Below are 12,593 nucleotides of genomic sequence, written 5' to 3' on the forward strand. Positions count from 1 at the left end.
CCGTCACCGCCGCGAGGGAGGCGGAGGCGGAGGAGCCCGGCTCGCTGTCGCTGGCGCAGGCCGAGGCGGTCGTGGCGTCGGCCCGGGACCTGGCCGGCGAGGTGAACGTGTATCCGAACGTGGCACAGGTCGCCCGAGAGGTGCACTACAACACGTTCGCCCCCTTCTACAAGGCCCCCGAGGCCTACGGGCTCGGCTTCCTGATGCTCGGGCTCTGCCTGATGATCGGCACGGTCGGCGGCGGGACCTTCGGGACGATCCGCAAGGGGCTGTACGGCCTCGGGTTGGCGGGCCTGGTCTCGGGAATCGCCCTGGAGATCTACGGGTTCACGATGCGGGTCCTGATCTCCGGCTGGGCGCCGGTGACCAACCTGTACGAGACGGTGATTTGGGTCGCCCTGATCGCCGCGGTGATCGGCCTGGCCCTGGAGCTGATCTACCGCCGGGTCTACGCCGCGGCGGCGGCGGCCGGCGTGGCGATGGTGTGCACGATCATCGCGGCCAACGCACAGAGCGTGCTCGATCCGAACATCGAGGCGCTCAACCCGATCCTCCGCAGCAACTACTGGCTGACGATCCACGTCATCACGATCGTCTCCAGCTACGCCGCCTTCGCCCTGGCGCTGGGCCTGGGGCTGATCGGCACGTGGTTCTACCTGACCAGCCCCTATCGGCACGACGTCCGCTACGGGAGACTGCTCCGGCCGTTGCTGGCGATGCCTCCGGTGGCGCTGCTGGGGTCGCTGGCGGTTTATGCGTCGTCCAGCGGGCGGCTGGCCGACTCGACAACGCTGGTCAGCTTGTGGGGACTGGACCTGACGGCCGTCAACGCCCTGTTCTTCGGCGGCTGGCTGCTGATCGCCTCGGCGATCGTGATGGCCGTGATGGCCCTGAGCGGGGCGCTTGGCGAACTGGTCGCCCGGCTCTCGCTGCGGAACCAGGCCGGGTTGGCCGCCGGGGCCGGGGCGGCCGGGGAGTCGTCGGAGTCGTCGGCCGATGAACGGCTCGCCTCGGTGGAATCGGCCGGAGGGGGCACGGCGACGATCGCCCGGCCGAGCGTGGCCGAGATCAAGGCTCGCGTCGCCGCCGCTCGCGGCGAGTCCGGCGACGGCGACCTCCGCGATCGGGCCATGAGGCAGCGGGCCGAGCAGGTCAAGCCGATCGCCAGCTTCGTCTACCGGGCGTTGCAGGTGGGCGTCTTGCTGGTGGCGGCCGGCACGATCCTCGGCGGCGTCTGGGCCGACTACTCGTGGGGACGCTTCTGGGGCTGGGACCCCAAGGAGGTCTCGGCGCTGATCACGCTGCTGGTCTACCTCGTGCCGCTGCACGGGAGGTTCGCCGGCTGGATCAACAGCTTCGGCATGGTCTGCGCGTCGGTCTTCTGCTTCCTCTCGGTGCTGATGGCCTGGTACGGGGTGAACTTCCTGCTGGGCGTCGGCCTGCACAGTTATGGCTTCGCCGAGGGGGGGAATCAGGGGACCGTGCTGCTGTCGTCGCTCGTGGTCTGCTCTCTCCCCTCGGGGGCGATCTGGAGGAGATCGCTGGCGAGGCGAGGGGTGGAGAAGCCTCGACCGGCGGCGATGGCCTCCTGAGCCGCCCTCCGCGGCCTTCGATCGGACGCCGATCGGTCCGCCTCGCCTCCCTGGGAGGCGAGGCGGGCCGGTTCGTTTCCGAGTCGAGTCGAGCTGAGCCAAGCCAAGCCGAGCCGAGCCGAGCGCATGAACGAGGAGCCCGAGGATCGTGCCTGAGCCGAACGCCGCCCCGATCGTCCTCGTTAGTGCCGTCGGGCTGACGCCGAAGCTGCTGCCGATGGCTCCCCGGCTCGATCGGATCGCGCGGTCGGGGTGGAGTCGGCCGGTGCTCGACTGCGAGCCGGCCGTCACGTGCTCGGCTCAGGCGACCGCGCTGACGGGGAGATTGCCAAGGGAGCACGGGATCGTCGGCAACGGCTGGCTGTTCCGGGAGACGGGAGAGGTCCGGTTCTGGCAGCAGTGCAACAGGCTCGTGCAGGCCGAGCTGCTGTACGAGATCGCCCGGACCCGGGCCAGGCGCCGGGGCCGGCCGTTCCGCGTCGCCAAGCTCTTCTGGTGGTTCAACCAGGGGGCGGAGGTCGAGTTCTCGGTCACTCCCAAGCCGCTTTATGGCGCCGACGGGAGCAAGGTGTTTGGTATCTGGGGCTCCCCCCCGGAGCTGCCCGCCCGGCTCGAGCGGGAGATCGGGCCGTTCCCGTTCGCATCGTTCTGGGGACCGATGGCCGGGCTTCCAGCGACGAGCTGGATCGCTCGCGGGGCGGCCGAGGTGCTTCGGGCCGATCGGCCCGACCTGACGCTTGTTTATTTGCCTCACCTCGATTACGACCCGCAGCGGTTCGGCCCCTCGGGCTGCGACCTGCCTCGCCTGGTGGGCGAGCTGGACGAGGCCGCGGCGCCGTTGCTGGAGGCGGCGGAGGCGGTCGGGGCGAAGGTCTGGGTCTTCGGCGAGTACGCCCACCGAGACGTGTCCCGGGCGGTGTTGCCCAATCGCACCCTTCGCGAGGAGGGGTTTCTCTCCGTCCGACCCGGGGCCTTCGGCGATCACCTGGAGACGTTCCAGAGCCGGGCGTTCGCCGTCTGCGACCACCAGCATGCCCACGTGTATGTGAGGAGAGCAGAGGACATTCCGCTCGTTCGGGATCGGCTCGCCGAGCAGCCGGGGGTGGCCCGCGTGTTCGTCGGCGACGAGCGCGGGGAGATCGGCCTCGATCATCCCCGATCGGGAGAGCTGGTCCTGAGGGCCGAGCCCGACTCCTGGTTCGCCTACCCGTTCTGGCTCGACGACCGGGACGCCCCCGATTATGCCCGAACGGTCGACATCCACCGCAAGCCCGGCTACGACCCGGTCGAGCTGTACTTCGACCCGAAGCTGGCCTTCCCGAAGCTCCGGGCGATGCGCCGACTGTTGCAGAAGACGCTCGGCTTCCGGACGCTCATGGACCTGATCGGGCTCGATCCCTCGATCGTCCGAGGCAGCCACGGCGTGCCCGGCGACAGCGACGCCGATCGTCCCGTGCTCATCGGCCACGGCCCTTCGCCTGAGGACGGCGTCCCGGTGCCGATGACGGCGATCCGGGACCTGCTGCTCGAGGCGATGGACCTGTCGGACTGAGACGAGTCGGCGTTCCTTGGAAGACGGACGGAGGGGGGATCGGGCTGACAGGGAAGGCTGGGCTCGCCCAGTCCCCCGCTCGATGTCCAGGGATCCTGGAGCGGCGTCCTCAGGCCATGCCGAAGCAGCGGTCCATGCGAGCGGCGATGTCCTTGAGGTAGTCGGCGTCGCCGCCGCGAAGCTCGGCGGTGGCCCAGCCGCGGTAGCCGACGGAGTCGAGGGCCTGGCGGACGGCGGGCCAGTCGACGGACCCCTCGCCGAGGGGGACGTTGAAGCCCTTGCCGGTGCCCTCGTCCATCATGATCTCTCGGCTGTATTCCTTCACGTCGAGCTTGACGATGCGATCGCCGAGGGCCGTGACCCAGTGCTCGGGCCAGCCGTAGCGGACGACGTTGCCGATGTCGAAGTAGGCGCCGACGCGGTCGCTCTCGAACTCGTCGATGTAGCGGGCGAATTCGAGCGGGCTGAGCAGGAAGTTGTTCCAGACGTTCTCGAAGGCGATGGTGACGCCGGTCTCCTCGGCCTTCGGGAGCAGCGTGCGGATCTCGGCCTGGGAGCGCTGGTAGGCGTCGGCGTAGGAGATCTCCGCGTTGACGACCGCGGGGACGAGGAGCACGGTGGTGCCGCCGTAGGCCTTGCAGTCCTCCATGGCGGTCGTCATGCCGGCGATGGTCTTGGCGCGGACCTCGGGGTCGGGGTGGGAAAGGGGGCTGGCCCAGTGGGTGGAGCAGACGCAGCCGTGGATGATCAGGCCGGATTCCTCCTGGGCGCGGAGGACCTCGTCGAGGGGCAGGTCGTTGGGGCTGTCCATGTCGACCCCCTCGAACCCGCAGGCCTTGATGAGCTTGAAGCGCTCGACGAGCGGCAGGTTGCGCGGCGCCATGCCGATCTTGATGGCCTTGCGGAACGGTTTCTCGGCCGAGGGCTCCTGGGAGGAGGCGGGGCGGGCCCCGGCGGAGAGGGAGGCGGTCAGGCCGAGCCCGGCGGTGCGGAGGAACGATCGGCGGGGGATCATGGGCGTCGTGCTCCGGGGAAGGGGGCGGTCAATGGCCGAGCTCGGCGAGGCGGGCCTCCAGCAGCTCGACGACGAGCTGGGGGTCGGCCTTGCCCTGGGTCCGCTTCATCACCTGGCCGCGGAGCCAGCCCTTGACGGCCTCGGGCTTCTTCTTGCCGCCGGCCAGATCGTCCAGGGCCTTGGGGTTGGCCTCGATGGTGGCGGCGACGACCGCGGCCAGTTCGTCTCGGTCGCCGATGAGGCCGTACCCCCCCTCGGCGATGACGGCGTCGGCGGGCTTGCCGGTCTCGATCATCGCGGCGAGGACCTCGCGGCCCTGATTGGTGTTCAGTTGCTTGTTCTTGACCCGGTTGATCAGGTCGGCCAGCGCGGCGGGGCCGACGGGGAAGTCGGCCAGGGGGAGCCGCTTCTCCTTGATGACGCGGAGGACGTCCTGCTGAATCCAGTTGCTGGCGAGCTTCGCCTCGCCGGTTTCCCGGGCCACGGCGTCGAAGTAGTCGGCCACGTCTTGGCCCTGCTCGACGAGAACGTTGGCGTCGTAAGGCGAGAGGCCATACTCCGACTCGAACCGGCGGCGGCGGGCCATCGGAAGCTCGCCGATCTCCTCTCGGATCCGGGCGATCCAGGCGTCGTCGACTTCGACGGGGACGAGGTCGGGCTCGGGGAAGTAGCGGTAGTCGGCGGCCGTTTCCTTCTGACGCTGGGGCTTGGTGATGCCGTCGGGGTCGCTCCAGCCCCGGGTTTCCTTGGGGGCGTCCTTGATGGTGAGGCCGTCGTCCTTCCACTTCTCGAACTGGCGCTCGATCTCGTACCTCAGCGCCTTTTCGACGGCGCTGAAGCTGTTCATGTTCTTGATCTCGACGATCGGAGTGGCGACCTTGGAGCCGTCGTCCTTCGTGATGTGGAGGTTGACGTTGGCGTCGCAGCGGAGGCTCCCCTCCTGCATCTCGCAGTCCGAGACGCCGAGGTAGCGGAGCGTCAACCGCAGCTCCTCCAGGCATCCCCGGGCGTCGGCGGGGTCGCGGAGGTCGGGCTCGGTGACGATCTCCAGCAGGGGGACGCCGGCGCGGTTGAGATCCACCTCGGACAGGCCGCCGGCGGCGTGGATCATCTTGCCGGTGTCTTCCTCGAGGTGGATGCGGGTCAGTCGGACGGAGCCGCCTCCGCCGCCGTCCTTGCGCTCGGGGATGGGGAGGGCTCCTCCGGTGCTGAAGGGGAGGTCGTACTGGCTGATCTGGTAGTTCTTGGGCAGGTCGGGGTAGTAGTAGTTCTTGCGGTCCCACTTGGTGAAGCGGGCGATGTCGGCTCCGAAGGCGATGGCGGTTTTCAGCGCCAGGTCGAACGCCTTGCCGTTCATGACGGGAAGCGTTCCGGGAAGGCCGAGGGAGACGGGGTCCGTCTGCGTGTTCGGCGGGAGGCCGAACTCGGTGCCGCAGGCGGAGAACATCTTGCTCTCGGTCTGGAGCTGGACGTGGATTTCGAGGCCGATGATGATGTCGTAGTCCATCAGTTCCCGCCCTGGGAGGACGCGCGGACGAATGCGGTGCGCGGGTCGACGACGCCCGGATTGAGGTCGGCGAAATCGATCTCGACGTCGTCGGACTCGAGGTTGGGGTAATAGAAGGTCGTGAGGCCGGCGGAATCGTCGAACGTGCAGAGATTTAAGCTGATCGATTCGTAGAGGCCGGGGTCTCCCGATAGCTCTCGCTGCAGATACTTGATCAAATCCACGAAATCCTCGTCGGACACCTCGTCGTATCCGGAATCCTTCTTGAAGTGATCTGAAGCGACACCGATCCGGATGATCCCCCAGGAGGTGTTCATATTGGCGAAGATCTGGTAGGAGCCCGGCGTCCACCCCTTCTCCGAGGCGTACTGGTGGATCTCCCCGGCGATTCGCAAGGCCTTGGCCTTCAGGTCTGCCGCGTGATCCATGGGATGACTCCGTAAGTGCTGGGTTTCCAACCGTCGTTCGCCACTGCGTGAAGGCTGCGATGGAACGCCTCGCTCTCCTTCCTGCTCGCGACCTCCTGGCCATAACGAAGCCGATTGATGCGATCTTGATACTTGCGAGCCTTTGACCACCTGTCGACGATCATCGGGTCGGTATACAGTCGTTTTCGCAATCCGGAGAGGACGAGCCGGAAGTCGAGGTCATGGACCTGGAACTTGCTATGCAGGTGTTCGAGGTCCAGTTGCCGGCACGACGTCGCTTTCAGGAGGATTTCCAAGGCATAAAACCCATGGACGATCGAGGAGGAATATCGCCTCCGCGTCATGGAGGACCTTGGCGTCCTCGAGTCGATCCTGCCAGGCTTGCTCCAGTTCCTCCCGTCGTGCGGGGTCGGACGACATTATACGAGCCCCGGTCGCTTGGTGTGCCAGTCGGTGGCACGCTCGAAGATCCGGGCGGCGCGGAGGAGGGTTTCCTCGGCGAAGGCGGGGGCCTGGAGCTGGATGCCGATTGGCAGGCCGGATTTGGTCAGGCCGCCGGGGAGGCTGATGCCGGGGATGCCGGCGAGGTTGGCTGGGCCGGTGTAGACGTCGAGCAGGTACATGGCGAGCGGATCGCTGAGCTTCTCGCCGACCTTGAAGGCGGGGACCGGGCTGGTGGGGCCGAGGATGACGTCGACGTTCTGGAAGGCGCGGTCGAAGTCGTCCCGAATCAGGCGGCGCACCTTCAGGGCCTGCACGTAGTACCTGTCGGCGTAGCCGGCCGAGAGGACGAAGGTGCCGAGCATGATGCGGCGGGTGACCTCGGGGCCGAACCCTTCGGCCCGGGAGGCCATCATCATGCGGATGAGGGCGGGGAGGTCCTTCTCGGCGTCGGTCTTTGGCTCGAAGTCCTCGGCCCGGTGGCCGAAGATGGTGCCGTCGTAGCGGGCGAGGTTGCTGGAGGCCTCGGCAGGGGCGACGATGTAATAGGCGGGGATGGCGTGCTTCGAGTTGGGCAGGGAGATCTCGGAGACGGTGGCTCCCTCGGCCTCGAAGACGCGGGCGGCCTCCCGGATGGCGGATTCGACCTCGGGGTCGAGCCCTTCGCTGAAGAATTCTCGGGCGAGGCCGACGCGGAGGGGGCGATCGGGCTTCGATTCGAGGGCGGCAAGGTAGTCGGGCACGTCGCGATCGACGCTGGTGCTGTCCATCGGGTCTCGGCCGGCGATGACCGAGAGCACTCGGGCAACGTCGGCGACCTCTCGACCGAAGGGGCCGATTTGGTCCAGCGAGCTGGCGAAGGCGACCAGCCCATATCGGCTGACCCGGCCGTAGGTGGGTTTCAGACCGACGACTCCGGTCAGGGCGGCGGGTTGTCGGATGGAGCCGCCGGTGTCGGAGCCCAGGGCGGTGGGGGCGAGCGAGGCGGCCACGGCCGCCGCGGCGCCGCCGGAGGAGCCGCCGGGGGAGCGCTCGAGGTCCCAGGGGTTGCGGGCGGGGCCGAAGCAGCTCGTCTCGTTGGACGAGCCCATGGCGAACTCGTCCATGTTCAGGCGGCCGAGGATGACGGCGCCGGCGTGGTGCAGGCGACGGATGACGGTGGCGTCGAAGGGGGGGCGGTAGCTGGCCAGCATCCGGGAGCAGCAGGTGGTCAGCTCGCCTCGTCGGCAGATGTTGTCCTTGATCGCGATGGGCACGCCGGCCAGGGGGCCGAGGTCGTGCCCCTGGGCCCGGCGGGCGTCGATGGCGCGGGCCTGTTCCAGGGCGTGGGCCGGGTCGAAGTCGAGTACGGCGTTGAGCTTGCCGTTGTGGGCCTCGATTCGGTCGGCGAAGGCGCGGACGGCCTCCTCGGACGAGAAGGCCCCCGACGCGAAGCCGTCCAGCAGGCCGGAGATGGTGGCGCCCAGCGGGTCCATGAACGGGGAGGTCCTGTCAGGGGGAGCGGTCGCGGTGGGGTCGAGCGGGGGGCCGAGCGGCCCGGGTCACTGGAGGACGGCGGGGACGAGGAACGCCTCGTGGTTGCGCTTCGGCGCGTTGCCGAGTGCTTGTTCTCGGGGGAGGGACTCGTGCCGGCGGTCTTCCCGGAAGACGTTGCGGACCTCGACACCGTGCGCGAGGGGCTCGACCCCGGCGGTGTCGACCTGCTGGAGCTGCTCGACGTAGTGGATGATCTCGTTGATCTGCTCGGTGTAGGTCGCCAGCTCCTCGGGGCCGAGGCGGAGGCGGGCGAGCAGGGCGACCTTGGCGACGTCCTCGGAACTGAGGTTCATCCGTCGGCTCCAATCCGATCCGAAGCGAAACGAAGCGGCGGGGGGCGTCCTCGTCCGGGTCGATCGGGGACGAGGAGCCGGCCGCGGCCACTATACGGGACACGATCGGCCGGCATCAAGGTTCCCAGGGAGTCGACGAGCGAAGGAAGGGGTGGATTTGACCGGCCGGTCGGCCGTCGCTAGCATCGATCGCTGGTCCTCCCGGCTGCCGGTCGGACGCCGAGCTCTCGGCGAAGGTGCCGGGCTTGATCGATCGCGATAGGGAACTTAGGGGACGGCGATGCAGGGCCCGGTGGCGATCATCCTGGCGGCCGGCCAGGGCAAGCGAATGCGGTCCGATCGGGCCAAGGTGCTGCACGAGGTTTGTGGCCGCCCGATGATCCGGTACGTCGTCGACGCCGCCCGGGGGGCGGGGGCGAAGTCGATCATTGTCGTCGTCGGCTTCGGGGCCGACCAGGTGCGCTCGGCGCTGGCGGGAGAGCCGGATATCCATTTCGCCACCCAGGAGAAGCAGCTCGGCACCGGGGACGCCGTCCGGGCCTGTCGCCCCCTGCTGGAAGGCTACCGGGGGCCGGTGATGGTGCTCGTCGGTGACGAGCCGCTGCTGCGGGCCAAGCCGCTGAGCGACCTGTTTGAGCGCCAGCGGAGCGAGCGGCTCGACTGCCTGATGGGGACCGCCGTGGTGCCCGATCCGTCCGGTTTCGGGAGGATCCTCCGCGATTCGGCCGGGCGGTTCCTCCGGATCATCGAGCAGCGCGACTGCACCCCGGAGGAGGCGGCGATTCGGGAGATCAACCCGAGTTGTTACGTCTTCGAGCTGCCCGTGCTCTGGGAGGCCCTGAATCAGCTCGATACCGCCAACGCCCAGGGGGAATATTACCTGACCGATGCCCCGGCGCTGTTGATCAAGATGGGCCGCAACGTCTCGGCCGTGCCGGTACTCGACGCTCAGGACGTGCTCGGCGTGAACACCCGGGAGCATCTGGCCGAGGCCCACGTGATCATGCAGCGCCGGATCCAGTCTCGGCTGATGGACGAGGGGGTGAGCATCGTCGATCCGAGCAACACATCCATCGACGGTCGGGCGGAGATCGGCCCGGAGACGACGATCTACCCGTTCACCGTCATCTCGGGCACCGTCCGGATTGGCCGGGGATGCAGTGTCGGGCCGTTCGCGCATCTGAGGGACGGCACGGTCCTGGAGGACGGGGCGGAGGTTGGCGCCTTTGTCGAGGTCAGCCGATCGACCTTCGGGGCCGGCGCTCGGGCCCGGCATCTGGCGTACCTGGGGAACGCCCGGGTCGGGGCGGGGGCGAATATCGGGGCCGGGGCGATCACGGCCAACTTCGATGGCCGGAACAAGGCCGAAACCACGATCGGTTCGGAGGCGTTCGTCGGCTCCGGGGCGATCCTGATTGCGCCAGTGACCGTCGGGCAGGGGGCGATCGTCGGCGCGGGGGCCGTCGTACCCAAGGGGAAGGACGTGGCTCCAGGGCAGACGGTGGTTGGGGTGCCGTCGAGGCCGATCGGCGGGGAGAGGGGCTGATCCCGAAGGTTTCGGGAGTCGGACGAGGGGATCGACGGGAGGCTGAGATCGCGTCGACCCTGGTTCGGGAGGCCCTCGACTCGGTGGTCGTGTTGCCCCTTTCCTGCTCGAGATTCGAGGAGCCCTCGCTTCGAGTCTTCCGGGATCAGTCGGTCCGGCGGCGGGCCCGGATGACTCGGGGATGGCCAGCGCCATCGCGGATGGTCGGGGCGAGTTCCAGTTCGTCGAGGCAGGAGAGCCGCTCCCGGATGGGGGGCTCCTGGTCGGAGCCGATCTCCAGGATGAGGTCGCCCCCGGGCTTGAGCAGGGGGACGGCCTGCTCAATCAGGCGGGAGGCGACGCGGAGGCCGTCGGGCCCGCCGTCGAGGGCGAGGTGGGGCTCGAAGTCGCGAACCCCGGCCTCGAGCGAGGGAATGACGTCCGTGGCGATGTACGGCGGATTGGAGATGATGACGTCGAAGGGGCCGAGATCGGCCACGGGGGCCAGCAGATCCCCTTCGAAGTAGGTGACGCGGTCGGAGAGGTCGTGGCAATCGGCGTTGGATCGGGCGACGGCCAGGGCTTCGGGGCTGAGGTCGGTCGCCAGCACTCGGGCGTCGATGCGCTGGTGGGCGATGGCCAGGGCGATGGCGCCGGAGCCGGTGCCAACGTCGACGATGATCGGGTCAGCCTTCCCCTTGAGCACGTCGAGGCACTCGACCACGGCGAACTCGGTGTCGGGCCGGGGAATGAGCACGGCGGGGGAGACGTTCAGCGGCAGGGAGAAAAACTCCTTGCGTCCGACGAGGTAGGCGACCGGGGCCCCCTCGGCCCGCTTTCGGATGAGGTCCTTGTACTGCGAGCGGTCGGCGGCGCCGACCTCCTCGGCGTACTGCGTGTAGAGCTTCACGCGGTCGGTCTGGAGGACGTGGGCGAGCAGGACCTCGGCGTCGAGCCGGGGGCTCTCGGAGCCCTTCTCGCGCAGGTAGTTCTGCGTCCAGGTCAGCAGCCGGAGGATCGTCCAGGGCTCGTCTCGGTCGGGCACGGGATCAGAGCTCCCCGAGTTGCTCGCGGCGGTCGTGGTCGATCAGCGCGTCGGTCAGCGGGTCGAGCTCGCCGAGGAGGACGCGGTCGAGGCTGTAGAGGGTCAGGTTGATCCGGTGGTCCGTCACTCGGTTCTGCGGGAAGTTATAGGTGCGGATGCGCTGGGAGCGGTCTCCCGAGCCGATCAGGGACCGGCGCTGCTCGGCGCGTTCGGCGGCGGCGGCCTCCTGCATCTGGTCGAAGAGGCGGGAGCGGAGCAACCGGAGGGCCTTGGCTCGGTTCTTGTGCTGGCTGCGTTCGTCCCGGCAAACGACGACGATGCCGGTGGGGGTGTGGGTCAGCCGGACGGCGCTCTCGGTCTTGTTCTGGTGCTGGCCGCCGGGCCCTCCGGCGCGCATGACGTCGGTTTCGATGTCCTCGGGGCGGATGGCGATCTCGACCTCTTCCGGCTCCGGGAGGACGGCGACGGTGGCGGCCGAGGTGTGGATGCGGCCCTGGGCCTCCGTGGCGGGGACGCGCTGGACGCGGTGGCCGCCGCTCTCGAACTGGAGATGGCGGTAGGCGCCGTCGCCGGTGATGGCGAAGCTGACCTCCTTGGCGCCGCCCAGCTCGGTGGGCGTCATCTCCAGGATCTCGAAGGTCCAGCCCTTCGACTCGCAGTAGCGGCGGTACATCTCCAGCAGGTCCCGGGCGAAGAGGGCCGCCTCGTCGCCGCCGGTGCCGGCGCGGATCTCCATGATCAGGTTTGAGCGGTCGGTGCCGGCGGCGCGGTCGTAGAGCAGGTCGCGGAGGGTGTCGGCGACCTCCTCGCGGCGGGCTCGGAGCGTCTGCAGCTCGGCCTCGGCGTAGGCCCGCATCTCGGGGTCGGCCTCGTCGGCGGCCAGCGCCTCGGCCTCGGCGATCTGGCGGCCGAGTTCAAGATAGCGGCCGAAGGGGACGGCCGCCTTGGCCAGCGCGCCGCGTTCCTTCGCCAGCGCCGCCACCCGGGACGGGTCGGACGACACGGCCGGGTCGAGCAGGGCGGAGTCGACCTCGAGGAAGCGGCGGTAGTCGGCCTGGAGTTTCTCGAACACGGGAGGAAGAGGATGGAGGCCGAGGGGACAAGCAGCGCAGAGGGAGAGACGCGGATGGGTAAGGGAGGAAGAGTGGAACGGCGAGTCCTCGCCGCGATGGTCGGTTCGGAATCCGCCAAGGGCCGATGGCCGACCTGCTCCTCGAACGGCCGACGGCCCGCCGTTCCGGCCCCTCGGGAGGGCCGTCCTCGGCGGGCCGTCGGGGAAGGGAGGGGAGGGGGCTAGCCCTCGGCGCCTTCGCCTTGCTTCTTCTTGCCGTAGCGCCCCTGGAACTTGCGGTTAAACTTGTCGACGCGGCCGGCGGCGTCGACGAACTTGGTCTTGCCGGTGTAGAAGGGGTGCGAGTGGCTGGAGACGTCGACGACGACCAGTGGGTACTCGACGCCGTCTCGGGTGATCTTCTGGTTGGTCTTGATCGTCGAGCGGGTGATCATCTCGAAGCCGCTCGAGGCGTCCTGGAAGAGGACGGGGCGATAATTGGGGTGGATGCCTTCTTTCATCGGCAGATGATCCATCCGGACGGGAGTGAGGGCTGATCGGGCTCGACGACGACGGCCCCCCGGGCGTGGAAGCCCGGGGGGCCGACT

Annotated in this window: 10 protein-coding genes and 1 pseudogene; 3 read left to right on the forward strand and 8 right to left on the reverse strand. The window is 68.8% G+C overall.

Features of this window, described 5'->3' with window-relative positions; genetic code table 11:
- Positions 1-332: 332 nt before the first annotated feature.
- Both TsocGM_RS27960 and TsocGM_RS19265 read left to right on the forward strand, forming a co-directional pair.
- Positions 333-1,475, forward strand: a pseudogene (locus tag TsocGM_RS27960) (cytochrome c biogenesis protein); the annotation flags it as partial.
- Between the two features lie 265 nt (positions 1,476-1,740).
- Positions 1,741-3,144: an alkaline phosphatase family protein gene (locus tag TsocGM_RS19265; protein ID WP_126727095.1), complete on the forward strand. Its 1,404-nt coding sequence runs from the start codon at positions 1,741-1,743 to the stop codon at positions 3,142-3,144.
- Positions 3,145-3,253: 109 nt separating this feature from the next.
- On the opposite strand, the gene TsocGM_RS19270 is transcribed toward TsocGM_RS19265, so the two are convergent.
- The 5 genes from TsocGM_RS19270 to gatC all read right to left on the reverse strand — a co-directional run bounded on the left by TsocGM_RS19270 (position 3,254) and on the right by gatC (position 8,364).
- The gene (locus tag TsocGM_RS19270) at positions 3,254-4,159 is read right to left on the reverse strand and encodes a sugar phosphate isomerase/epimerase family protein (protein ID WP_126727096.1); all 906 of its coding nucleotides are present in this window, start codon (positions 4,157-4,159) and stop codon (positions 3,254-3,256) included.
- Between the two features lie 28 nt (positions 4,160-4,187).
- Positions 4,188-5,666: an Asp-tRNA(Asn)/Glu-tRNA(Gln) amidotransferase subunit GatB gene (gene gatB / locus TsocGM_RS19275; RefSeq protein ID WP_126727097.1), complete on the reverse strand. Its 1,479-nt coding sequence runs from the start codon at positions 5,664-5,666 to the stop codon at positions 4,188-4,190.
- Positions 5,666-6,094, reverse strand: a complete 429-nt coding sequence (locus TsocGM_RS19280; RefSeq protein ID WP_126727098.1) for a hypothetical protein — start codon at positions 6,092-6,094, stop codon at positions 5,666-5,668. Before TsocGM_RS19280 ends, gatB begins: the two co-directional genes overlap by 1 nt.
- Positions 6,095-6,513: 419 nt before the next feature.
- The gene (gatA, locus tag TsocGM_RS19285; RefSeq protein WP_126727099.1) at positions 6,514-8,010 is read right to left on the reverse strand and encodes an Asp-tRNA(Asn)/Glu-tRNA(Gln) amidotransferase subunit GatA; all 1,497 of its coding nucleotides are present in this window, start codon (positions 8,008-8,010) and stop codon (positions 6,514-6,516) included.
- Positions 8,011-8,076: 66 nt separating this feature from the next.
- Positions 8,077-8,364, reverse strand: coding sequence for an Asp-tRNA(Asn)/Glu-tRNA(Gln) amidotransferase subunit GatC (gene gatC, locus TsocGM_RS19290; RefSeq protein WP_126727100.1), 288 nt, complete (start codon positions 8,362-8,364; stop codon positions 8,077-8,079).
- 280 nt (positions 8,365-8,644) lie between these two features.
- Between gatC and TsocGM_RS19295 the strand changes: the two genes are divergently transcribed.
- Complete coding sequence (locus tag TsocGM_RS19295) at positions 8,645-9,910, forward strand: bifunctional UDP-N-acetylglucosamine diphosphorylase/glucosamine-1-phosphate N-acetyltransferase GlmU (RefSeq protein WP_126727101.1); 1,266 nt, start codon at positions 8,645-8,647, stop codon at positions 9,908-9,910.
- Between the two features lie 145 nt (positions 9,911-10,055).
- On the opposite strand, the gene prmC is transcribed toward TsocGM_RS19295, so the two are convergent.
- From prmC to TsocGM_RS19310, 3 genes are all read right to left on the reverse strand, one after another.
- Positions 10,056-10,934: a peptide chain release factor N(5)-glutamine methyltransferase gene (gene prmC / locus TsocGM_RS19300; RefSeq protein ID WP_233579038.1), complete on the reverse strand. Its 879-nt coding sequence runs from the start codon at positions 10,932-10,934 to the stop codon at positions 10,056-10,058.
- Positions 10,935-10,938: 4 nt separating this feature from the next.
- Positions 10,939-12,006 (reverse strand): peptide chain release factor 1, encoded by a 1,068-nt coding sequence (gene prfA / locus TsocGM_RS19305; protein WP_126727102.1) that lies wholly within the window; start codon positions 12,004-12,006, stop codon positions 10,939-10,941.
- 221 nt (positions 12,007-12,227) lie between these two features.
- Positions 12,228-12,506 (reverse strand): type B 50S ribosomal protein L31, encoded by a 279-nt coding sequence (locus tag TsocGM_RS19310; protein WP_126727103.1) that lies wholly within the window; start codon positions 12,504-12,506, stop codon positions 12,228-12,230.
- Positions 12,507-12,593 lie beyond the last annotated feature (87 nt).

Source organism: Tautonia sociabilis (assembly GCF_003977685.1).
Classification (GTDB): Bacteria; Planctomycetota; Planctomycetia; order Isosphaerales; family Isosphaeraceae; genus Tautonia; species Tautonia sociabilis.